28 protein-coding genes and 3 tRNA genes are annotated in these 19,028 nt (G+C 67.3%); 20 read left to right on the top strand and 11 right to left on the bottom strand.

What is annotated here, in order from left to right:
- Nucleotides 1-97: 97 nt before the first annotated feature.
- Nucleotides 98-1,144, top strand: a complete 1,047-nt coding sequence (locus NBG84_RS33255) for an adenosine deaminase (RefSeq protein WP_250923406.1) — start codon at nt 98-100, stop codon at nt 1,142-1,144.
- On the opposite strand, the gene NBG84_RS33250 is transcribed toward NBG84_RS33255, so the two are convergent.
- On the bottom strand, nt 1,141-1,755 hold the full coding sequence (locus tag NBG84_RS33250) for a TetR/AcrR family transcriptional regulator (protein ID WP_250923405.1): 615 nt from the start codon (nt 1,753-1,755) through the stop codon (nt 1,141-1,143). The genes NBG84_RS33255 and NBG84_RS33250 overlap by 4 nt on opposite strands.
- A gap of 110 nt (nt 1,756-1,865) precedes the next feature.
- Between NBG84_RS33250 and NBG84_RS33245 the strand changes: the two genes are divergently transcribed.
- On the top strand, nt 1,866-2,498 hold the full coding sequence (locus tag NBG84_RS33245) for an NAD(P)-dependent oxidoreductase (RefSeq protein WP_250923404.1): 633 nt from the start codon (nt 1,866-1,868) through the stop codon (nt 2,496-2,498).
- Nucleotides 2,499-2,556: 58 nt separating this feature from the next.
- Here the strand turns inward: NBG84_RS33245 and NBG84_RS33240 are convergent, their stop codons facing one another.
- The 7 genes from NBG84_RS33240 to NBG84_RS33210 all read right to left on the bottom strand — a co-directional run bounded on the left by NBG84_RS33240 (nt 2,557) and on the right by NBG84_RS33210 (nt 5,997).
- Nucleotides 2,557-3,612 carry a UDP-N-acetylmuramate dehydrogenase gene (locus tag NBG84_RS33240; protein WP_250923403.1) on the bottom strand — a complete coding sequence of 352 codons (1,056 nt, stop codon included), beginning with the start codon at nt 3,610-3,612 and terminating at the stop codon, nt 2,557-2,559.
- A gap of 125 nt (nt 3,613-3,737) precedes the next feature.
- Complete coding sequence (locus tag NBG84_RS33235; RefSeq protein ID WP_308312144.1) at nt 3,738-4,400, bottom strand: TetR/AcrR family transcriptional regulator; 663 nt, start codon at nt 4,398-4,400, stop codon at nt 3,738-3,740.
- A 136-nt stretch (nt 4,401-4,536) separates the two neighbouring features.
- Nucleotides 4,537-4,965, bottom strand: coding sequence for a MaoC family dehydratase (locus NBG84_RS33230; protein ID WP_250923402.1), 429 nt, complete (start codon nt 4,963-4,965; stop codon nt 4,537-4,539).
- The gene (locus tag NBG84_RS33225; RefSeq protein ID WP_250923401.1) at nt 4,965-5,417 is read right to left on the bottom strand and encodes an FAS1-like dehydratase domain-containing protein; all 453 of its coding nucleotides are present in this window, start codon (nt 5,415-5,417) and stop codon (nt 4,965-4,967) included. The genes NBG84_RS33230 and NBG84_RS33225 overlap by 1 nt, the downstream gene beginning before the upstream one ends.
- A 128-nt stretch (nt 5,418-5,545) precedes the next feature.
- The gene (gene rpmG / locus NBG84_RS33220) at nt 5,546-5,710 is read right to left on the bottom strand and encodes a 50S ribosomal protein L33 (protein ID WP_006347275.1); all 165 of its coding nucleotides are present in this window, start codon (nt 5,708-5,710) and stop codon (nt 5,546-5,548) included.
- Between the two features lie 93 nt (nt 5,711-5,803).
- Nucleotides 5,804-5,876 (bottom strand) — tRNA-Met (locus tag NBG84_RS33215).
- A 48-nt stretch (nt 5,877-5,924) separates the two neighbouring features.
- Nucleotides 5,925-5,997: transfer RNA gene (locus NBG84_RS33210), tRNA-Thr, on the bottom strand.
- A gap of 348 nt (nt 5,998-6,345) precedes the next feature.
- Here NBG84_RS33210 and NBG84_RS33205 point away from each other — a divergent pair.
- From NBG84_RS33205 to NBG84_RS33195, 3 genes are all read left to right on the top strand, one after another.
- The gene (locus NBG84_RS33205) at nt 6,346-7,566 is read left to right on the top strand and encodes an amidohydrolase family protein (protein WP_250923400.1); all 1,221 of its coding nucleotides are present in this window, start codon (nt 6,346-6,348) and stop codon (nt 7,564-7,566) included.
- Nucleotides 7,567-7,657: 91 nt separating this feature from the next.
- Complete coding sequence (locus NBG84_RS33200) at nt 7,658-8,314, top strand: NAD(P)H-binding protein (protein WP_250923399.1); 657 nt, start codon at nt 7,658-7,660, stop codon at nt 8,312-8,314.
- Nucleotides 8,315-8,564: 250 nt separating this feature from the next.
- A complete protein-coding gene (locus NBG84_RS33195) occupies nt 8,565-9,062 on the top strand; it encodes a GyrI-like domain-containing protein (protein WP_250923398.1) in 498 nt (165 codons plus the stop codon).
- 70 nt (nt 9,063-9,132) lie between these two features.
- Here NBG84_RS33195 and NBG84_RS33190 read toward each other — a convergent pair.
- A tRNA-OTHER gene (locus NBG84_RS33190) sits at nt 9,133-9,211 on the bottom strand.
- Nucleotides 9,212-9,755: 544 nt separating this feature from the next.
- Here NBG84_RS33190 and NBG84_RS33185 point away from each other — a divergent pair.
- Nucleotides 9,756-10,316, top strand: a complete 561-nt coding sequence (locus NBG84_RS33185) for a hypothetical protein (RefSeq protein WP_250923397.1) — start codon at nt 9,756-9,758, stop codon at nt 10,314-10,316.
- Here the strand turns inward: NBG84_RS33185 and NBG84_RS33180 are convergent.
- Nucleotides 10,311-11,072, bottom strand: coding sequence for a glycosyltransferase family 2 protein (locus NBG84_RS33180; RefSeq protein WP_250923396.1), 762 nt, complete (start codon nt 11,070-11,072; stop codon nt 10,311-10,313). The two genes, NBG84_RS33185 and NBG84_RS33180, sit on opposite strands and share 6 nt — an antisense overlap.
- 2 nt (nt 11,073-11,074) lie before the next feature.
- The gene (locus NBG84_RS33175) at nt 11,075-11,863 is read right to left on the bottom strand and encodes a GntR family transcriptional regulator (RefSeq protein ID WP_250923395.1); all 789 of its coding nucleotides are present in this window, start codon (nt 11,861-11,863) and stop codon (nt 11,075-11,077) included.
- 725 nt (nt 11,864-12,588) lie between these two features.
- Between NBG84_RS33175 and NBG84_RS33170 the strand changes: the two genes are divergently transcribed.
- The 14 genes from NBG84_RS33170 (at nt 12,589) to NBG84_RS40835 (ending at nt 18,948) form a co-directional block, all read left to right on the top strand.
- The gene (locus NBG84_RS33170; RefSeq protein ID WP_250923394.1) at nt 12,589-12,798 is read left to right on the top strand and encodes a hypothetical protein; all 210 of its coding nucleotides are present in this window, start codon (nt 12,589-12,591) and stop codon (nt 12,796-12,798) included.
- Nucleotides 12,799-12,803: 5 nt separating this feature from the next.
- A complete protein-coding gene (locus tag NBG84_RS33165; protein WP_250923393.1) occupies nt 12,804-13,001 on the top strand; it encodes a hypothetical protein in 198 nt (65 codons plus the stop codon).
- Nucleotides 13,002-13,145: 144 nt separating this feature from the next.
- The gene (locus NBG84_RS33160; RefSeq protein ID WP_250923392.1) at nt 13,146-13,409 is read left to right on the top strand and encodes a DUF6284 family protein; all 264 of its coding nucleotides are present in this window, start codon (nt 13,146-13,148) and stop codon (nt 13,407-13,409) included.
- Nucleotides 13,406-13,852: a hypothetical protein gene (locus NBG84_RS33155; protein ID WP_250923391.1), complete on the top strand. Its 447-nt coding sequence runs from the start codon at nt 13,406-13,408 to the stop codon at nt 13,850-13,852. Before NBG84_RS33160 ends, NBG84_RS33155 begins: the two co-directional genes overlap by 4 nt.
- Nucleotides 13,849-13,998: a hypothetical protein gene (locus NBG84_RS33150; RefSeq protein ID WP_250923390.1), complete on the top strand. Its 150-nt coding sequence runs from the start codon at nt 13,849-13,851 to the stop codon at nt 13,996-13,998. Before NBG84_RS33155 ends, NBG84_RS33150 begins: the two co-directional genes overlap by 4 nt.
- On the top strand, nt 13,995-14,831 hold the full coding sequence (locus NBG84_RS33145) for a DUF2637 domain-containing protein (RefSeq protein WP_250923389.1): 837 nt from the start codon (nt 13,995-13,997) through the stop codon (nt 14,829-14,831). The genes NBG84_RS33150 and NBG84_RS33145 overlap by 4 nt, the downstream gene beginning before the upstream one ends.
- Nucleotides 14,832-14,841: 10 nt before the next feature.
- Nucleotides 14,842-15,042 carry a hypothetical protein gene (locus tag NBG84_RS33140; RefSeq protein WP_250923388.1) on the top strand — a complete coding sequence of 67 codons (201 nt, stop codon included), beginning with the start codon at nt 14,842-14,844 and terminating at the stop codon, nt 15,040-15,042.
- Nucleotides 15,042-15,419 carry a DUF6251 family protein gene (locus tag NBG84_RS33135; RefSeq protein ID WP_250923387.1) on the top strand — a complete coding sequence of 126 codons (378 nt, stop codon included), beginning with the start codon at nt 15,042-15,044 and terminating at the stop codon, nt 15,417-15,419. Before NBG84_RS33140 ends, NBG84_RS33135 begins: the two co-directional genes overlap by 1 nt.
- 74 nt (nt 15,420-15,493) lie before the next feature.
- Complete coding sequence (locus tag NBG84_RS33130) at nt 15,494-15,655, top strand: hypothetical protein (protein WP_250923386.1); 162 nt, start codon at nt 15,494-15,496, stop codon at nt 15,653-15,655.
- A complete protein-coding gene (locus tag NBG84_RS33125; protein ID WP_250923385.1) occupies nt 15,652-15,855 on the top strand; it encodes a DUF6257 family protein in 204 nt (67 codons plus the stop codon). The genes NBG84_RS33130 and NBG84_RS33125 overlap by 4 nt, the downstream gene beginning before the upstream one ends.
- A gap of 88 nt (nt 15,856-15,943) precedes the next feature.
- The gene (locus tag NBG84_RS33120; protein WP_250923384.1) at nt 15,944-18,196 is read left to right on the top strand and encodes a P-loop NTPase family protein; all 2,253 of its coding nucleotides are present in this window, start codon (nt 15,944-15,946) and stop codon (nt 18,194-18,196) included.
- Nucleotides 18,197-18,337: 141 nt separating this feature from the next.
- Nucleotides 18,338-18,589, top strand: coding sequence for a hypothetical protein (locus NBG84_RS33115; protein WP_250923383.1), 252 nt, complete (start codon nt 18,338-18,340; stop codon nt 18,587-18,589).
- A 26-nt stretch (nt 18,590-18,615) separates the two neighbouring features.
- Nucleotides 18,616-18,804 carry a hypothetical protein gene (locus NBG84_RS33110; RefSeq protein WP_250923382.1) on the top strand — a complete coding sequence of 63 codons (189 nt, stop codon included), beginning with the start codon at nt 18,616-18,618 and terminating at the stop codon, nt 18,802-18,804.
- Between the two features lie 9 nt (nt 18,805-18,813).
- Nucleotides 18,814-18,948, top strand: coding sequence for a hypothetical protein (locus NBG84_RS40835; RefSeq protein WP_285368428.1), 135 nt, complete (start codon nt 18,814-18,816; stop codon nt 18,946-18,948).
- Nucleotides 18,949-19,028: the final 80 nt, after the last annotated feature.

Genomic DNA, 19,028 nt, shown 5'->3' with positions numbered 1-19,028 from the left:
GCGCCCGCCCGCGGCAAGGGCCGATTCTTCGTTCGGGCAAGACCCCGATCAGGGAATCCGGTTACGGGGCGGCGGGGCGGTACGGCAAGATCCTGGAATGGACCACGTACGTGACGTCAGCCGGCTCCCCAAAGCCCATCTCCATCTGCACTTCACCGGCTCGATGCGGCCCTCCACCATGCTTGAACTCGCCGATAAGTACGGCGTCCACCTACCCGACGCCCTCACGAGCGGCGAGCCCCCCAAACTGCGTGCCACCGACGAGCGCGGCTGGTTCCGCTTCCAGCGCCTCTATGACATCGCGCGCTCCTGTCTGCGCAGCCCCGAGGACATCCAGCGACTGGTGCGGGAGGCCGCCGAGGAGGACGTGCGGGACGGCTCCGGCTGGCTGGAGATCCAGGTCGACCCCACCTCGTACGCACCGATGCTCGGTGGCCTGATCCCCGCGCTGGAGATCATCTTGGACGCGGTGAACAGCGCGGCGCGCGAGACCGGCCTCGGGATGCGGGTCCTGGTCGCCGCGAACCGTATGAAGCACCCGCTGGAGGCCCGTACGTTGGCGCGGCTCGCCGTGCGGTACGCGGATCACGGGATCGTGGGCTTCGGGCTCTCCAACGACGAGCGTCGGGGCATGGCCAGGGACTTCGACCGTGCCTTCGCGATCGCCCGGACGGGCGGGCTGCTGGCCGCGCCGCACGGCGGGGAGCTGAGCGGCCCGTCGTCGGTGCGGGACTGTCTGGACGATCTCCACGCGGCCCGGATCGGACATGGGGTGCGGGCGGCGGAGGACCCCCGGCTACTGCGCCAGCTGGCCGACCGCAGGGTGACCTGCGAGGTGTGCCCGGCGTCGAATGTGGCCCTGGGGGTGTACGAGAAGCCCTCGGACGTACCGCTGCGGACGTTGTTCGAAGCCGGCGTGCCGATGGCGTTGGGCGCGGATGACCCGCTGCTCTTCGGCTCCCGGCTGGCCGCCCAGTACGAGTTCGCCCGTAGGCACCACGGTTTCACCGACGGGGAACTGGCGGAGCTGGCCCGGCAGTCGGTGCGGGGTTCGGCGGCTCCGCTGGACGTACGGACCAAGCTGCTCGCCGGGATCGACGACTGGCTGGCTGACGAGTCGGCCAGCCGGGCCGCACTGGCCTAACCCGGCGATCCGATTCCGCTGAGCAGGGTACGGGCGAGGCCCTGGGCGAACTCGTCGAGTGGTGGCGCGGCGGTCCCGCCCGCCGCGCTGTCGTAGGCGAAGGCGCGGTGGGTGCAGGCGCCGAGGAGGAGCGAGGCCGCGGCGTAGGTGTCGGCGTCGGCGTGGATACGGGCGGCTCGCTGCTCGGCCCGCAGATAGGCGTCGAGGCGCTGGATCGGCTTGTACGGTCCGGTGCCCATCTCCCGCAGCGCGGCTTCATGACGGGCCTTGAGCCTGGGGTCGGCATAGAGCGACGCGGCGATCGGGACGGTCTGGGCGTAGAAGCGGGCGGCCTGTCGGGCCACTTCGGTGAGGTTCTCCTCAAGGTCTCCCTCACCGGGCCGGGCGGTGAGTTCACTGAGCAGGGGGCCCAGCTTCGGCAACCGCTCGTCCAGGACGGCGATGAACAACTCCTCCTTGCTGCTGAAGCTCTTGTAGAGCGCCGCCTCCGAACAGTCCGCCGCCTTGGCGATCTCCTTGGTCGTGGTGCGGGCGAGCCCCAGGGTGAGCATCAGGACGTGCGCCGCGTCGAGGATGCGGGCACGGGCCGGCTTCTGTACCGGTTTCTGCATGGACTCTGTTCCTTCTCCGGCCGGGCTGCGGCGAATGGGCTTGACGGGTGGGTGAGTACTTACCCACCCTAGAGGTGAGTGAACACTTACCCACCTCGGAGGGACGCACGATGAAGCTCACGGTATTCGGCGCGACCGGCGGCATCGGCCAGGAGATCGTCAAGCAGGGTCTGGAGGCCGGCCACGAGGTGACGGCGGTCGTGCGCGACCCGGCCCGCCTGACCGTCACCGGCTCCGGTCTCACGGTGTTCCCGGCCGATCTGGCACAGCCCGAGTCACTGCGCGCGGCCGTCGGGGGCCGCGACGCGGTCCTCTCCGGCCTGGGAGCCAACACCCGGGCCGACGCCGGGATCGCGGTGAAGCTGACGCGCTCGGTGCTGGCCGCGATGGAGGCGGAGGGGACCCGCCGGCTCCTGGTGGTGAGCGCGTCCCCACTCGGCGACCCCTCGGCGGATGAACCGCTGCTCGACCGGTTGATGACCAAGGTGGTCAGCGCCGTGTACAAGGACATCTACGTGGATCTGACCGCGATGGAGGCGGAACTGTCCCGCAGCACCACCGACTGGACCTCGGTACGTCCACCCCGACTGCTGGACAAGCCACTGACCGGCACCTATCGGACGGTCATCGGCGGCAATCCGGTCAGCCCCAGGTTTATCGCCAGGGCTGATGTGGCCCATGCGATGCTCGCGCTGATCGATCGGGCCGAGACGGTGAAGCAGGCCGTGGGGGTGGCGTACTAGCTCGCCCCATCCGCACACCGGTGTCCAAGGTCACCGAGGATGGGTGTGCACCGGCCGCTCAGAGGCTCACACCGACGGTCACCGGCTCCGGGACCAGGGTGACACCAAAGGCGTCCCGGACCCCGGCGACCACCTCACGGGCGAGGGCGAGCAGGTCCTCGGTGGTGGCCTCGCCTCGGTTGGTCAGTGCGAGGGTGTGCTTGCTGGAGATACGGGCCGGGCCGCCGCCGTACCCCTTGGTGAAGCCCGCCTTGTCGATCAGCCAGGCCGCGGAGGTCTTGGTCAGCCCCTCCCCCGCGGGGAAGGCCGGCGGGGCGGCCTCCTCGCCCAGCCGTTCGCGGGCACGGTCGAGAAAGGCCGCGTACCGCTCGGCGCTCAGGATCGGGTTGGTGAAGAAGGACCCCGCCGACCAGGTGTCATGATCGTCGGGGTCGAGGACCATGCCCTTGCTGGCGCGCAGTCCCAGCACGGTTCGACGGACCTCGGCGAGGTCCGCGCGGTCGCCGGGTTCCACACCGAGGCCCCGGGCGGTCTCCGCGTACCGGATGGGGGCCGAGAGCCCGTCCGCGTCCTCCAACCGGAAGCGGACCCGCAGGACCACATAGCGGCCGGGGTGCTCCTTGAAACGACTGTGCCGGTACGAGAAGTCACACGCGGCATTGGCCAGGGTGACCGTCTCACCGCGGTGGCGGTCGTAGGCGATGACCTCGGTGATGGTGGAGGAGACCTCCTGGCCGTAGGCGCCGACGTTCTGGATCGGGGTCGCACCGGCCGAGCCGGGGATTCCCGCCAGACACTCGATTCCCGCCAGTCCCCTGGCCACGGTTCGGGCAACGGCCTCGGTCCAGACCTCGCCCGCGGCGAGTTCGAGTTCCCGGCCATCGAGATCGAAGCCCTCGGTGGCGACGCGCAGCGCGGTTCCCTCGAAGCCCTTGTCGCCGATGACCAGATTGCTACCACCGCCGATGATCAGCAGCGGGGTGCCGGCACTGTCCGCTTCCCGTACGGCCGCGATCACCTCGTCATCGGTGGTGGCCGTGAGGAGGCGGGTGGCGGGGCCACCGAGCCGGAAGGTGGTCAGGGGGGCGAGGGGAGCATCCTGGAGTTCCTGCACGGCACCAGGGTACGGTCCCGGGCCGCTGCTCCCCGGTGGGGCCACGGCGGGTGCCAACCGCTCGCGGCGGGCCGCCGCGATGCGGCGGGGTGAGGCCCGCGACGACGAGTCGCCGGCCGCCGACTTCACGGCCCGACGGCGCCGCCGCCCGGCTCATGGTCAAGATCGTCCCCCGCCGCGGCGCCCAGCGGGGAACCGTCCGGCTTGGCGGCGGCTGACTGCCGCGCATCCGTCGGCGAGGGGGGCGGATATCCGCCTGCGAAGCCAGCCCAGACCCGGTGGTCCCCGGGGAAGCCCATCGTCACCAGGGCGTTGACCAACATGCCCATGCTCATGAACTCGGTGGTGGCCTTGACCTCCCCGCCGAACGCGACCGAAGCCTGGTCCCAGATCCCGACCCAGGCGGTGCGTATCACCTCGCCGAACTCATGATCGCCGGTGGCCTCGGCCGAGGCCACCGCCACATACGTCTGCATCAGCATCAGCAGCTGCTCCCGGTCATCGAGGAGTTGCAGATAGGCAGCCGCCATCACATCTTCCGGAGGGGCGTCGGGCTGCTCGGCCAGGGCCTGTGCGAACGCCTTCGGCGTCTCTTCGAGGCACCGCACGGCCGCGGCGAGGAACAACTCGCGCTTGTTCCTGAAGAGCCGGAAGAGATACGGCTGTGAGACGCCGACCCGCTTGGCGATCGCCTCGGTCGAGGTGCCGGCATAGCCCCCCATCGCGAACTCGCTGATCGCCGCGCGGATCACACTCTTGCGCCGCTCCTCCGCACTCATCCTGACCATGGAGAGAAAGTTAGTGACAATCACTAAGGAGTCAAGCGCGCTGCGGTGCGGCCCCACGGCCAAGGGGCACCCCTTCGAGGAAAGAAGGAGCGCCCCTTGGCGACGGCCCGGGAGCCGGGCCGAGGGAAAGTGCTTCTCAGCCGAGCTGGACCACCGCGCGGGACATGGTCAGGACCTTCTCGTCAGCGCTGGTCACCGTCAGATCGACCCGCACCCGGTTGTCATCGAGGAGGGCGGCGACCTTCCCGCTGACCTCGATGACGGCACCCTTGTCATCGTTCGGCACGACGACCGGCTTGGTGAAGCGAACGCCGTACTCCACGACCGCACCGGGGTCCCCGGTCCAGTCGGTCACCACGCGAACCGCCTCGGCCATGGTGAACATGCCGTGGGCGATCACATCCGGAAGCCCGACCGCGACGGCGAACTTCTCGTTCCAGTGGATCGGATTGAAATCACCGGAAGCACCCGCGTACCGGACGAGTGTGGCGCGATCCACCGGAAAGCTCCGGGCCGGCAGCTCGGTGCCGACCTCGACATCGGCGAAAGCGATCTTCGACGTCATCACGCCTCCTCGGCGGCGCGGGCCACCAGCTTGGTCCACGCGGTCACCACATGCTCACCGGCTTCGTCGCTCACGTCACCGCGGATCTCCACCACATCATTGCCCGCCAGGGTCTTGATGCTCTCAATCGTGGAAACGACGCTGAGCCTGTCACCCGCCCGTACCGGCCTGGCATAGGCGAACCTCTGCTCACGGTGCACCACACGGTCGTAGTCAAGACCCAACTGCGGATCTTGGACAACCGCCGCGGCAGCCCGAAAACTGATGGCAAAGGCAAAAGTCGGCGGAGCGATCACATCGGGATACCCAAGCGCCTTCGCGGCCTCCGGGTCGATGTATACGGGATGGCCATCCCCCACCGCCTCGGCGAACTCGCGGATCTTTTCCCGGCCGACCTCATAGGACGAGGTGGGCGGATAGGTCCGTCCTACGAAGGACTGGTCGAGCGCCATGAACTGGCTCCCTCCTGACAGATTGACCATTCTGATCAACGGCCCCACTCATCGGGACATGGAGCCGTCGCAACAAATGCCACGAGGCCGCCCCCGAAAAAGGGGGCGGCCTCGTGGGACGAACCTGATCAGCGCGTCTCGCGATGCGCAGTGTGCGCCTTGCAGCGCGGGCAGTGCTTCTTCATTTCAAGGCGGTCCGGGTTGTTACGCCGGTTCTTCTTGGTGATGTAGTTCCGCTCCTTGCACTCCACGCAGGCCAGCGTGATCTTCGGGCGGACGTCGGTGGCAGCCACGTGAGTGCTCCTTGGACGGACTTAAACGAATGAGGTTGAACGCATAAAAGAGTAGCCGATCGGAGGACCGACCCCGCAATCGGCTACTGTGTGTAGCGGTGACCGGACTTGAACCGGTGACACAGCGATTATGAGCCGCTTGCTCTACCGACTGAGCTACACCGCTGCGATACCGGATCCCCTCGCCAAAAACGACGAGGATCACCGACATCAGAGCCCCAATACGGAATCGAACCGTAGACCTTCTCCTTACCATGGAGACGCTCTACCGACTGAGCTATTGGGGCGAGCGATGAAGACATTACACGGTCGCCCGCCGATCGCCCAAATCCGTTTCGTCGCCTGATGCCTGCGGCGACCGGTCTGCTCTCACCAGGCCCTCGCCAGGCCTTGCGGGACGCCCCACCGGGCCGACTTCCGCCCCTTCTCGGCCGACTCGGAACAACCCCGTCGAGCCCCACCCCACCCCGCCCCACCTCGCCCGGGATTCGCCGAGAACCTCACGCCGGCCACACCGGTACGACTATTTCGCTCTTCCCTGAAGCCCGGCCCAAGCGCCCCTAGGCTCGTCTCACGCTATGTGATCTTTCACTCCCTCACACGGCCCCGAGCCCGACCTCCCCCGCAGGAGCGCGATGCCCGACAGCCAGCCGCAGCCACCCGACGGTGCAACCGCGGACACCACCGCGTTGCTCCTGTGCGGCGCCCGGCTCACCGACGGCCGGACCGTCGACGTACGGCTCAGCGGCGGGCGCATCGAGGCGGTCGGCACCGCGGGCAGCCTCACCCCGCACTCCAGCCGGGTCGATCTGAGCGGCTACCTCCTGCTCCCCGCCCCCGCCGAACCGCACAGCCACAGCGACACAGCGCTGAGCGCGGACTCCTGCGGGCCCGTCTCCTACGCCATCCAGGAAGTGCAGCGCCGGGCCACCGAAGCCGCGCTGCTCCAGCTGGGACACGGGGCGACAGCGCTGCGCTCGCACGTACGGATCGGCGATGTCCAGGGCCTTGGCCCACTGGAGGCCGTACTCCAGGCCAGGCGGTCCCTGCGCGGGCTGGCGGATCTGACCACGGTCGCCGTGCCCCGGCTCCTCACCGGCGTGGCGGGCGCCGACGGGCTGGCGATACTGCGGGACGCGGTGAAGATGGGCGCCGGCGTGGTGGGTGGCTGCCCGGACGCCGACCCCGATCCGACCGGATATGTGGAGGCGGTGCTGGAGGTCGCCGCCGAGCACGGGTGCCCGGTCGATCTGCATACCCACGGTGACGATCCGGCCCGGCTCGCCCGCCTGGCGGCGATGGCCGGCGGTCTCAGGCCCGGGGTGTCGATCGGACCGTGCGCGGGACTGGCCCGACTACCGCGCGAGATCGCGTCCCGCGCGGCCGACCAACTCGCGGCGGCCGGGATCACGGTGATCTGTCTCCCGCAGGGCGGCTGCGGCGCGATCGAGCAGCGGGGCACAGCGCCCGTCCGGCTGCTGCGAACGGCCGGCGTACGGGTCGCGGCGGGCAGCGGAGCCCTACGCGACGTCTCCAACCCGGTCGGGCGTGGCGACCCCTTGGAGGCGGCCTATCTCCTGGCGTCACAGGCCGGTTTGCGGGCCTCGGACGCCTACGCGGCGGTGGCGACTCAGGCCCGCGAGGCGATGGGGCTGCCGGAGGTCCGGGTGGAGGCGGGGTTCCCGGCCGAGTTGCTCGCCGTGCGGGGTGGGCGCCTGTCGGCGGTGCTGTCCCTGGGGTACAGCAGGATCGTCATCCACCGGGGCCGAGTGGTGGCCCGGACGAGCGCGGTTCGGGAGTACTGCGACTCGGCGGTGGCAGTGGCCCTCGAACTACCGCGGCAGGGACGCCCATGACCGGCCGCGCCGCCTGGCCATCAGCCAGCCGTCACAGACTCGCCATCCTGCTGTCAGGCGCGGTTGGGGCCTGGGACGTACGGTCGTAGGCATGCGCATTGTCATTGCTGGAGGACACGGTCAGATCGCGCTCCGACTGGAGCGGCTGCTCTCGGCGGGCGGACATGAGGTCGCGGGCATCATCCGCAATCCCGACCAGAGCCAGGACCTGCGCGACGCGGGCGCGGAACCCGTCGTACTGGACCTGGAGTCAGCCTCCGTGGCTGAGGTCACCGAAGCCCTGCGGGGCGCGGACGCCGCGGTTTTCGCGGCGGGCGCGGGACCGGGGAGCTCGATCGACCGCAAGGACACGGTGGACCGAGCGGCAGCGGTGCTGTTCGCGGACGCCGCCCAGAGCGCCGGCGTACGTCGCTACCTCGTCATCTCGGCCATGGGCGCGGACTCGGCGCATCAGGGGGACGAGGTCTTCGACGCCTATCTGCGGGCGAAGGGGGCCGCCGACGACGATGTACGGGCTCGGCCCCAGCTGGTCTGGACGATTGTCCGGCCCGGCCATCTGACCAGTGACGCCGGTACCGGTCTCGTACATCTCAAGGCTTCGACGGGGCGGGGAACCGTGCCGCGGGACGATGTGGCGGCGGTTCTGGCGGAGCTGATCGAGACGCCCGCGACGGCCGGGCTCACGCTGGAGCTGATCACCGGTTCGGTGCCGGTGATGGTCGCGGTGAAGGACGTCGCGGGGAACTGAGGGCGCGTTCGGTCCGTCTGTTGCACGCCGATACGAGTCGATACGAGTCGACGCAACAGTCGGCCGGCTGGCCGCCCGGTCGCGGCGATCCGGCGGTCTGTTCCGTTCGGCCTGTCGCCCGCTCGTCGTCCCGTCATCGCACCGCGGTCCCAGCGATGAGCCGGCGCTCACCGGCCGGTCCCGACCGCCCGAAGGCCCCCTTCCCTTCCGGGCCCCGTTGTTCCGAGCCCCCTACTGCCCGAGGTATGAGATGTCTGACGTAGAGCCCGTGATCGTCGAGCGGGCAGAGCAGCCGTACGCCTTTGTCCGCGGCTCGGTCCGGATGGACTCCTTCGACCAGATCGCCGACCGACTCGGTGAGCTGATCGCCTGGCTGACGGCCCATGAGGTCGCCTTCGCGGGGGCGCCGTTCTTCCGGTACAACACGGTCGACCTGGAGGGCGAGTCGGAGGTCGAAGCCGGCATCCCGGTGGTGTCCCCACCAGAGCCGGAGGGCGATATCCGCGTCGGCATCCTCCCGGCCGGGCGGTACGCCACGCTCACCCACGTCGGCCACCCGGACGGCCTGTTCGAGGTGATCGACACACTCCGCGACTGGGCGGCCCGCGAGGGCCTGGAGTGGGACATGACCGAGGTGGCGGGCGCCGAGCGCTGGGGTGGCCGCCTGGAGTCGTATCTGACCGATCCCCGAGTGCAGCCGGACCTCGACAAATGGGTGACGGAGCTGGCCTTCCGCCTCGCGGACTAACGCTCCGACGAGGCCAACGCAGCTGGCCCCCGATCGGCGTTTCCGCTGATCGGGGGCCAGCTACATCAAGTGGCGGCGCCAGGATTCGAACCTGGGAAGGCTAAGCCGGCGGATTTACAGTCCTCCGACCTTTTCACACTCGAACCGCCGTTGACCTGCAAAGGAACACCTCAGGAACGAGTGGGGCGGGCTCCCCGTCCATATGTCGTCCAAAACTGAGCCGGGGTCGATGGAGGCAAGAACTTGAGTGCACATGAGTCAGCCCCATCCGGCTGTTCACAACCGGACAGTCGGACACCTCTTGAGGGACCGCGAAGGGTCACTTCTTCCGGGGCTTGCGTGTCTTCCCTTTGCGCCTTTCGATCGTGTAGGACGACCACTCACCCCGGTGCAGATTGCAGCGTGAGGCCCCGACCATGGCCAGCCGCTGGCATCGGCTGCCCTTTGCTGTAGGTGCTCCGCACTTGGACTGTGTTCGGGCCACGAGTCCCCCTTCTTGTCGGCACTGTGCGATGTCCTCAGGGTCGGTCCATCGACACAGCCGACACCAGGGCGCACAGAAGGGGCAAAGGGCGTCCGTTCCGGAGCACGCGTTCTGAGTGATACGCGCGCCCTGGCTGGATCTATCCCGAAGCCATCAGTTGCTCCATCGCCTATGATCCCGGCTGGACTTGATGCCGCGCTGGGGGATCGATGGACATCGTCGGGCAGCTCGTCACGATTGCTGCTGTGCTGTTGGGTGGGCTAACTACCCACTTCACCAACCACCGGATGGAGCGTCAGCGAACCGCTTTTGCCACGCTCACCCGGTGGGATGAGCGAAAACTCGATGCCTACGCGGAGTACATCGATTGCGTCCGAACATGCATCTACACGTCGGTACTCCTCTATGAGACCAAAGAGGGGATGCGCAGCATTGATCGCAGCGAGCCAGACCTCACCTTGGATTTAGCCGACGCGGAAGGCAGTCGCGGACGCGCCTTTGAGCGAGTCATGCTGCTGGCCGAAGACGGCGTGATTGAGGCAGCCCACGAGTTGAATAGCGCTGCTCACGCCATCGACTGGCGCGCCCACGGGAGAACCAGCGGAACACTAGAAGAATGGCGCGCCCTACATAGAACGGTTTTTGAGGCGATCAATCGCTTCCATGAGGCAGCGCGGGTTGATCTTGGGGTGAATGGGCGATTCCAGGGAGAGGACCATGGCGCCCGAGGGCTCATACTCCCGGAAACTCGCCGTGAACTCGACTCATAGATCCGCAATGGGGAAGCTCCAGCCGAGGTTTGCGAGACCTTCCGCTCGCGCTTCAACGACCGCCATTCGTGCCGACCTCTCGCCCTCATGAATATGTGAGGCATGGCTTGTGACCTGTCCGGGCCACTTCCGGTAGAGGAGGCCAGTCTGCGCAGTGAACCATCCGCGGGAGACCGCACTCAACGCAAGCAGCAGTCCGGTGTCTTCCGATGCAGGTAGCGCCATCCAGCCCCCCAGAGCCAGGACCAGATCGCGGCGAGCGAACAACGTCGCCGGGTGCACCTGAGCTCGGAAGTCGTGAGCCTTCCAGTGAGAAAGAACTGCTCCGCGCTCAATCGGCCCTTCCGGAGGGTCCTGGTCGAACCCGACAGTCGACCCGTCGGGTAGCAGATCAAGGACACGCGCAGTGGACCAGGCGATGGATGGGTTCCCAAGAAGCGCATCCAAGTCACGAGCGAGAGCTCCCGAAGTCAGCATGTCGTCAGCATCCAGCACCTTGATGTACTGACCAACCGCCCGCGAAAGGCCCATGGTGCGAGCCACGCCCGCCCGGCCTGGGCGCCCTTGGCCAAACGAAATGCGGGGATCGGCAGGGATGTGCGGAGCGACATCGTCTGACTCCCCGTCCTCTTGAATGACCCACTGCCAGTCCCAGCCGGTCGGCAGTTCCTGTTCGCAGAGGGATTTATACGCGTCCTGAAGATAGTGAGCGGCCGGCGCATGGACAGCAGTGATGACGGAGACAATTTGAGTCATGCTCACCACCTTGCCAGGGCGGTCGTGAAGATCAGTTCTGTGCGGTCACCCGGCAATGTCACATCTGATACCTCAACGACTCGCCCTTCGATGTCGAAGGAAGTCTTCCGGAGCACGATGACGGATACACCGCCCTGGAGTCCGAGTTCCTCGGTCTCCTCAACCGTAGGAGGACGCGCGGTGATGCGCTCTTCGATCCGGTCCAGCTCAATCCCCACCGTGTGCAACTGATTCTGCGTCCCACCAGGCCACGGCTCATTGGACGAGTCAAAAAGGTCTGGATTGGCCGCGATCATGTCGTAGACGAGGTAGGAGCGAGCGAGGTTGAGCGGCGTGTCTTCGTCGCAGTAGTTCGTGCGGAAGATCCGTTCAAGGAGACGCGTCCCTGTCGGCACATCGAGCTGTGCGGCTAGGTCCTCGCTTGCCTGCACTTCCCGATATGACGCGCTGAAGACGAGATCCGAGACCGACAGTCCGGTATCCCGTTCAGTTGCCCCCGTCGCCTGACGCTCCAACTCGCTCAGACGTGCCCGATCCTTCTCCCACTGGTGCCGCGCGTTGTCTCGCCGCACCAGCTTGCGAGGCTTCCGAACGAAGTTCCCGATCCCGTGCTTCTTATCGATCAGCCCCTCGGTCAGCAGCAAGCCGAGTGCCTCGCGGAGCGTTGGCAGACTCGTTCGGTACTCCTTCACGAGTTCCGTCTCAGCAGGAAGCCGCTGTCCAGGCTTCAGCTCACCTGCACGGATGCGCTGCCGGAGTCGGTCGGCGATCCGCTCGTACTGCTTGGCCATCGTGGCTCACCATCCATCTTCGATTGACCGTCCCAGCATAGGTCCTCAAGAGGAGTTGACGACCGCCCCCTTCTCCGTCATAGTTCTCATCAGCTCCTCAAGAGGACTTGATGACAAGTTCTCTTAAGGACTTCTTTGCGCCTAGAGAGGCCCTCAGAAAGGGGCTCACGGGCGCCCTTTGAACAACTCCATAGCGTGATTCACCGCAGTACGACGGCCGTGACAGATCCGGCCGGGGCGAGTGGAGACCAGTCGAATCCCCCTGAGGGGGACCGACTCAAAAGACCGGATCTGCCCGAGGGCACGAACGCCGCGCGATGACACCGAGTAGCACTTCCTCGGAGAAGCGGGATGAGGCACAGATCCAGAAGCGCGTACGACGGGCTGTCGCCTCCCGTAAAAGGTGTCCGGCGTGGCTCAAGGCCCACGCATCGCTTGATCCACTGCGTGATCCGTCTGGGAGCTCCCCGGATGGCTTGCGCGGTTCGACTTCCCGCGGGTCTCCGGATGCCGCGGCGGTTGCCTCCTTCACCCGTCCGGCCCTGTGGTCGTACGGGTGGGGTTGAGGGGAGCCGGAATCCCCCGGAACCAAAAGGGCGCCGCCCGGAGCTGTAACTCCGAACGGCGCAGTACAGGCACCTAATAGGAGGTCCCTGTGTACGTCAGTTTGACAGATGAGCAGATGGCCGCGATGGCCCGGAAGCTGGCTGAGGTCAACAAGCGTAGTGCCGACGTTGCGCGGGCTCGGGGTGGTCGTGGTGAGTGATCTGGAGCGGACCGCGTGGCGGTTGCAGTCTCAGGCGGATCAGTGGGCGGACGCGTTGAGTGGTGAGGCTCCGGATGCCACGGCGGGTGACCGCGTGTGGGAGCAGGAGCTCATCCGGACTGCGTTCGCGGACGCTGCCCGGCTCACCGACCAACCGAAGGGTTGGTAAGCGGTATGGGTTGGGGACGTTCGCAGGAGCCTGCCGAGGCGTTCGCGGCTGAGGAGCAGGCTCGGGCGGATGAGCTGGCCCGGCGGTGCGGTGAGATCGCGTCCACCCCGGACCACCCCTCGCAGCCGAGTCTGCACCACTACCAGGCCGCCTATCAGAACGCGTCCGGCAACGCCGCCGGTCACACCTCGCAACCGAGGTGACGGCCTAGAGCACATCGCCCCGATGGTCGAAGGACGGGTTCGACTCCCGTCCGGGGCACTCCACCCACGAAACGGCACGGCCCCGATGTTCAAGCACCGGGGCCGCTGAGAGCCGTACCCACCTACCAGGGAGAACCACGACTCATGACCATCATGCCCCTTCGGGCGGTCTATACCGCCCCCACCCTCCCCGACCGTGAGCCCACCGCCGTCGAGCTGGACGCCGTCGAACGGGAGCTCCCGCTCATCGTGGCCGAGGTTGAGTTGCTGGACGTGGAGATCAGCGTCCTGGACCGTCCGGTGTCGGAGCTGGATGAGCGGCGTATCCGCCGTGCCCGGCGTCGGGTGCTGGCTGCCCGTCGTGCCCTCACCAACCGCACCACGACCACGGCGGGGGGTGCGGCATGAGCGCCGCCGAGGTCGTTAAGGCTCACCAGCTGAGCGAACCCATGCTCCGAGCCCTCTACACGGGCGAGACCGGTGAAGTCGTGGCGTGCGATGTCCGCACAGAGCGCGCACTCATCGCCCGCGACCTGATCCACCCCGTCGAAAGCACGCTGACAGCCAAGGGCGCCGCAGTGCTGGCGGAACTGAGGGGTCAGAACAAAGACACGGTATCGAACAGCCCCCGCACCGCCGCTGACCTTCCGAAAGGCACCCGAGTAGCCAGCCCCGAAGGGCGCCTAGGCACGACCCTCGGATGCTGGACTGGGCGCGTCACTAACCCCGACCACCACAACTACGGCCGTGAGTACACCGGCGTGAACTGGGACGGGGACAACTCATGCCCCTGGGGAGAGTGGAGTCGTCCCTTCGTGGACGAACTGACCGTACTGGGGAGCGCGGCATGAAACTCCTCCACCTGCTGGCCCGACTCTTCAGCCAGCGCCCTGCGGCTCCCGCCCCTCCGCCGAACGCTACGTCTGAGGATTGGTGGGGTGGGTCGTGGATGTGGGAGCCGGGGGACCTCGACGAGATCGAGGAGAGCGACCAATGAAGCGCGCTCCTACCCGTGCGGCGCAGATCGCCGAGTTGACCCAATTGCAGACTCGGCTCACGCGGGTGTTGGTGGTGGTCGCGGTTGTCGCTCTGACGTTCACCGCGACGAACGTGACCTTGTTCGCGATCGACCATCACATTTCGCCCTGGATCGCTTGGCTTCTCGATCCCATGGTCGCGGTCGCTCTGGGCGCGGTCCTCATCGTGGACGGACGGCTGTCTGAGCACGGCATCGACCCGTCCGGATGGGCAACCGCGCTCCGCTGGTTCGCGGGTCTCAGTACATGGGTCATGAACTGCTGGTCGTCGCTGTGGCCGAAGGGGACAGTGTTCGGTGTCCCCTCCCAAGTGGACCCGGCAGGGCTCGTACTCCACTCCATCCCCCCGGTCTTGTTGATCGTTCTCGCGGAAGCGATCACGCACTACCGACGCGCGATCCTCGCTCGGATCGCCGAACTCCGGAGCGAGGTGGACAGCCCCCGCCACGCGGTGGACACGGTTCCTGTCCCCTCCTTGTCCACCCCGAGCGATGCCCAGCCACTGTCCCCGGCCCTCATCGCTACTCCAGCAGCGAAGCCGCTGGCCATCTGCGGGGGACAGAAGGTGTATCCCCTCGCTGTCCCCCCACCGTCCACCCCAGGGCCGGAAGAGGCGCCAGAGGTGCCGCGGCTCACTGCCGATGAAGCCTTGAACGTCATCCGTGAGTGCTGGGTGATGGGCGACACGATCGCGGAAGCATCCCGCAAATCCACCCGGTCAAGTTCCTACGTCCACCGGGTGTACCAGCGGCTCAACGGCAACGACGAGACCACACACCAACAAGCCGCCTGAGGAGAAACCCATGGCATTCTTCGGACGCAAGACCGTCGATGACGCACTGGAAACGGCCGCTCTGGCCCTGCACCGAGCAGGCGAAAAGGTCGCAGGGGACAGGGGCGCCGCTGTGGCGGCGCGGGTCTCCGATGCCGTACTTGGCCGGCACTTTGAGTTCTGCTCCGCCGCGTGCGGCTGGTGCAACGACCCTTCCAAGGGTGGTCACTGATGGAGTCCCTGCCCGAGCCCGCCCGGGTGCGGCTGCCGGACGGTAGCCAGGTCTACGCCTACATCAACCCTGGCGACCTCCCCACACACCAGCAGGTGCCGCAGATCGTGCACCAGCACATCCACCAGGCGCCCCCCGACCGGACGGTGCAGCGGGTCGCGCTCGGGTCCGGGATCGGTGCCGGAGCGGTCGCGGCTGGTGTGTACTTCGGTCCGCTGCTGGTCGCCGCCCTCACCTCCATGGCCGTATCCCTCGCTGTGGCTGCGCTGGTCGTCATCGCGATCACCTACGGACTCGTCACCGTCGTGCGATCCGTGGGTGGTCCGGATGGCAAGGCCGCAGCGAAGAACCTCAGCAAGGCCCGTCGCCGCGGCTGACGGCTGCCTGCCCTGCCCGCCACACGCGGGTGGGGTGGGGAGCCGGGACAGCCCCGGCACCAGAAACGGGAGCCATGACCAGCCAGGAATACCGCAGGCGGGCTGAGCAGCTGCTCACGCCCCTGCCCGGACAGCCGATGCCGTCCCTCGACGCCGTACGCCTCGCAGACGTCTACGCACGCCTCGCACTCTCCGCAGCCCTCGACACCACCGCAGCGAAGGAGGCCCGTCGATGAACCACGACGAACCCCAGCTCACCGTGGCCGAGAAAGCACGGGTCGGATGGCTGATCGCCCGCATGGCCAAGCGAGGCATCGCAGACCCCGACCGCCACGGACACGGCACGGTCGACCTCACCGACCTTGAACGACGGGTTGAGCGGGTCATCGACGGTGCCCGCAAGCGGCAGGAACAGACCGCGAAGAAGGCCCAGTAGCTCTGCCCGGGGTGACCGCCCGCTCTCGCCAAAGATGCGCGGTCACCCCGGCCCATCAGTCCCGAATCAGACCTCAGGAGGTCTCAGCATGACGGACGGTTCGACGGGTGCGCATCTGCGGCCCGTGCCCGACCTCGAACGCATCCCGACCCCGGCAGTACCGGCCGACATTGTGCCGTTCCCGCTCAAGAACACCACCGCACCGGCGGCTGTTGCTGATGCTCCTGCCGTGGGTGTGGTGAAGCCGGGTGAGTGGGAGGCCGAACTCCCCGATACCGACGACCCCGAGGCCGAGGGGCTGATCGAGGGTGCCCCGGTCGACCCGGCGCGCGAGGTGTATCCGCTGTCGGTCGCTGAGTGGATGCAGGAGCGGAACAAGACTCGTTTGCCGGTGTTGCCGGATTGGGTGAAGCTTCCCGACCAGCGCGCGGCCGTCCGTAAGTGGGCCATCCGCCACTACTCAACGATGCTCGGCTACCACGCCGTTCGCCTGCCGTGTATCTATGCGCCCAAGGTGCTGGCCTACTCCCCGCGTGGGGCGTGGCGGTGGTCGACCGCGGTCGGCCGGTGGGTGTTCGACGCCGAGGGCAAGGGCCTGCGCGTCGCGGCTGTCGCGGCCGAGGACGCGGGCGAGTATCTGAAGCTGTCGCGGCAGCGCAACGACCGTGTCCGTCTGCGGAGTATCGTCGCCACCGTGGCCGGGTTCGTGGGCCTCACTGCCGCGCTCACCCTGTATGTCATGGCGCCGTCCTGGCTGCTCATGCTGTCGATGGCTACGTTCACGACGGCGCTGGGTCTGGCCGGGGCTCCGGCTGACCGGCCGTTGATCGATCGGGCCAAGGTGACGTTCCGCAAACGGCGGCTGTCTTCCGACATCGTGGTTCGTGCGCACGATGCGGCGAACTTGACCAGCCGAGACCAGTCCATCGCTTTCCCCCGGCCGATCGGGCGGGACGGCGACGGGTGGCGTGTGGTGGTCGACCTCCCCTACGGCAAAACCTTTGAGGACGCCGTCAAGGCACATGCCCGTCTGGCGTCCGGTATGGACATCGCCCCGACTCAGCTCTTCCTGGACAAGGACGAGACCAGTGGCCGGCGGGTGTCGTACTGGATCGCTGACCGTGACCCGCTCGCCGTCCCGGCCGGTCGCACACCGCTCCTCGGAGCGACGCGGGTGGACTTCTGGAAGCCGTTCCCGTGGGGTGTCGATGAGCGGGGCAACCCGGTCATGGCCACCATGCTCTGGCTGTCGCTGCTGGTCGGCGCCGTACCGCGGCAGGGCAAGACGTTCTCCGCCCGGACGATCGCCCTTGCTGCCGCGCTGGACCCGCACGTCCGCCTGATCGTGTTCGACGGGAAAGCGTCACCGGACTGGCGCGCGTTCGCCAAGGTCGCGCACCGGATCGGGTTCGGGATCGTGCCCCGCAACGGCATCGACCCGGTGGAACACCTGATCAATGCCCTGATGGAGCTGAAGGCGGATGTGGAGGACCGCTATCACCGGCTGTCCGAACTCCCCCTGCACATCTGCCCCGAGGGCAAACTGACCCCGGAAATCAGCCGGGACCGGAAGCTGAACATGCCCCTCACCCTGGTCGTGGTCGATGAAGTGCAGGAGTACTTGCAGCACCCCACCCACGGCAAGACCGTTCTTGAACTGCTGGTCTACCTGGCCCGGGTCGCCCCCGCGGTCGGGGTACCGGTAATGCTCTCCACGCAGAAGCCGGACGACACCGCCTGCCCCAGCGTGCTGCGAGACCAGCACCAAGCCCGGTTCTCCCTGCGGGTCGGGTCCTGGCAGGTGTCCGACGTCGTCCTCGGCGCAGGCTCCTACAGCGAAGGGCTGGACGCATCCAAGCTCCTCAAGTCCCACAAGGGCGTGGGCCTACTCAAGGGCATGTCGGACGACTCCGGGATCGTGCGCACCTACCTCGCTGACGGCCGGGACGCCAACACCATCTTGACCCGCGCCGCAGCGCTGCGTGAGGCCGAAGGCACACTCACCGGGGACGCGGTCGGCCAGAGCACCAGCACCCGCGGCGCAGACGCCATCCTCACCGACGTGGCCGCCGTCCTCGGACGCAGTGAGGACAAGGTGTGGTCCGAGACCATCGTCGACCGGCTCGCCGAACTCAACCCGGACGCCTACAGCGAATGGGCGGAGCTGGAAGGCCGCGCCAAGGCCGATCAACTCGCCACCGCGCTCAAGCCCTACGGCATCAAAACAGACCAGGTGTGGGGCAAGACCGACACCGGCAAGGGCGCCAACCGGCGCGGCATCGAGCGTCAGCACATCATCGACGCCGTCACGGAACGCAACAAGAAGCGAGCCGGGAAGTAGCCGCGAAGCGTCGCTAGGTCTAGCAACACCTGTCGCTAGACCTAGCAACCTCGCTAGCAACAAAAACCGCCCTTGATCAGCCCGCTAGCACCTAGCGAGCCACCTGCGGAAACCCCTCAAACCCCACCTGGGAGCCCCCTCATGGGCCTGACCCTCCTTGCTAGCACCTGCCTACTCATCGTCACACTCAGTTACAGCGTTCGGTGCTGGCTGAGCCCGTTCGGCGACTGCCGCCGCTGCCACGGCATGGGCCACAAGCTCACCACCGACCGCAAAGGCAAGCCCAAACGCGGCAAAGACTGCCGCCGCTGCCACGCCACCGGCAAACGCATCCGCATAGGCCGCTGGCTCCACAACCGCGCCACCCGCACCTACCGCGCAGGCACCCGCTAACCACCCCACACCAAGGAGGCCCCTTCGTGGCCGTGACCATCTCCCTCGTCGCCCTCTTCGGCTTGGTCCTGTTCTTCCTCCTGCGCTCCAACTCCCTCAGCTGGGGAGCCGCATTCGTCGCCGCAGGGTTCGGATTCTTCCTCGCATCCACCGGCGCCGCCGAACCCATCAACAACCTAGCCAACGCCGTCATCAACACCATCCCCAACCTCTAAGGACCCGCCATGAACGACGACTCCCCATGCGGTGAAGGCATGTGTCGCTGCGACTGCATCGACACCTATCACGCCTGCGGATGCGACTGCCCCCGATGCCCCTACTGCCAGCAGCACCCCGAGAACTGCGACTGCGACGACTAGCAACACCAAAGGGCGGCCCCCTCTCGCCAAAGAAGCGGGGCCGCCCTGTCTCCCAGCCAACAGACCTGGAGGTCTCCAGC

It is taken from the genome of Streptomyces albipurpureus (genome assembly GCF_023701525.1).
Classification (GTDB): Bacteria; Actinomycetota; Actinomycetes; order Streptomycetales; family Streptomycetaceae; genus Streptomyces; species Streptomyces albipurpureus.
This window is presented reverse-complemented; position numbering and strand designations above follow the sequence as displayed.

Excerpts from the sequence above, each read along its gene's own strand:
- NBG84_RS33160 (WP_250923392.1), top strand. The coding sequence starts at position 13,146 with ATGACCATCATGCCCCTTCGGGCGGTCTATACCGCCCCCACCCTCCCC.
- NBG84_RS33225 (WP_250923401.1), bottom strand. The coding sequence starts at position 5,417 with ATGGCGCTCGACCAGTCCTTCGTAGGACGGACCTATCCGCCCACCTCG.
- NBG84_RS33135 (WP_250923387.1), top strand. The coding sequence starts at position 15,042 with ATGGAGTCCCTGCCCGAGCCCGCCCGGGTGCGGCTGCCGGACGGTAGC.
- NBG84_RS33140 (WP_250923388.1), top strand. The coding sequence starts at position 14,842 with ATGGCATTCTTCGGACGCAAGACCGTCGATGACGCACTGGAAACGGCC.
- NBG84_RS33165 (WP_250923393.1), top strand. The coding sequence starts at position 12,804 with ATGGGTTGGGGACGTTCGCAGGAGCCTGCCGAGGCGTTCGCGGCTGAG.
- NBG84_RS40835 (WP_285368428.1), top strand. The coding sequence starts at position 18,814 with ATGAACGACGACTCCCCATGCGGTGAAGGCATGTGTCGCTGCGACTGC.
- NBG84_RS33235 (WP_308312144.1), bottom strand. The coding sequence starts at position 4,400 with ATGGTCAGGATGAGTGCGGAGGAGCGGCGCAAGAGTGTGATCCGCGCG.
- NBG84_RS33180 (WP_250923396.1), bottom strand. The coding sequence starts at position 11,072 with ATGACTCAAATTGTCTCCGTCATCACTGCTGTCCATGCGCCGGCCGCT.
- NBG84_RS33125 (WP_250923385.1), top strand. The coding sequence starts at position 15,652 with ATGAACCACGACGAACCCCAGCTCACCGTGGCCGAGAAAGCACGGGTC.
- NBG84_RS33200 (WP_250923399.1), top strand. The coding sequence starts at position 7,658 with ATGCGCATTGTCATTGCTGGAGGACACGGTCAGATCGCGCTCCGACTG.
- NBG84_RS33230 (WP_250923402.1), bottom strand. The coding sequence starts at position 4,965 with ATGACGTCGAAGATCGCTTTCGCCGATGTCGAGGTCGGCACCGAGCTG.
- NBG84_RS33250 (WP_250923405.1), bottom strand. The coding sequence starts at position 1,755 with ATGCAGAAACCGGTACAGAAGCCGGCCCGTGCCCGCATCCTCGACGCG.
- NBG84_RS33130 (WP_250923386.1), top strand. The coding sequence starts at position 15,494 with ATGACCAGCCAGGAATACCGCAGGCGGGCTGAGCAGCTGCTCACGCCC.
- NBG84_RS33115 (WP_250923383.1), top strand. The coding sequence starts at position 18,338 with ATGGGCCTGACCCTCCTTGCTAGCACCTGCCTACTCATCGTCACACTC.
- NBG84_RS33175 (WP_250923395.1), bottom strand. The coding sequence starts at position 11,863 with ATGGCCAAGCAGTACGAGCGGATCGCCGACCGACTCCGGCAGCGCATC.
- NBG84_RS33205 (WP_250923400.1), top strand. The coding sequence starts at position 6,346 with ATGCCCGACAGCCAGCCGCAGCCACCCGACGGTGCAACCGCGGACACC.
- NBG84_RS33195 (WP_250923398.1), top strand. The coding sequence starts at position 8,565 with ATGTCTGACGTAGAGCCCGTGATCGTCGAGCGGGCAGAGCAGCCGTAC.
- NBG84_RS33185 (WP_250923397.1), top strand. The coding sequence starts at position 9,756 with ATGGACATCGTCGGGCAGCTCGTCACGATTGCTGCTGTGCTGTTGGGT.
- NBG84_RS33245 (WP_250923404.1), top strand. The coding sequence starts at position 1,866 with ATGAAGCTCACGGTATTCGGCGCGACCGGCGGCATCGGCCAGGAGATC.
- NBG84_RS33155 (WP_250923391.1), top strand. The coding sequence starts at position 13,406 with ATGAGCGCCGCCGAGGTCGTTAAGGCTCACCAGCTGAGCGAACCCATG.
- NBG84_RS33150 (WP_250923390.1), top strand. The coding sequence starts at position 13,849 with ATGAAACTCCTCCACCTGCTGGCCCGACTCTTCAGCCAGCGCCCTGCG.
- NBG84_RS33255 (WP_250923406.1), top strand. The coding sequence starts at position 98 with ATGGACCACGTACGTGACGTCAGCCGGCTCCCCAAAGCCCATCTCCAT.
- NBG84_RS33120 (WP_250923384.1), top strand. The coding sequence starts at position 15,944 with ATGACGGACGGTTCGACGGGTGCGCATCTGCGGCCCGTGCCCGACCTC.
- NBG84_RS33145 (WP_250923389.1), top strand. The coding sequence starts at position 13,995 with ATGAAGCGCGCTCCTACCCGTGCGGCGCAGATCGCCGAGTTGACCCAA.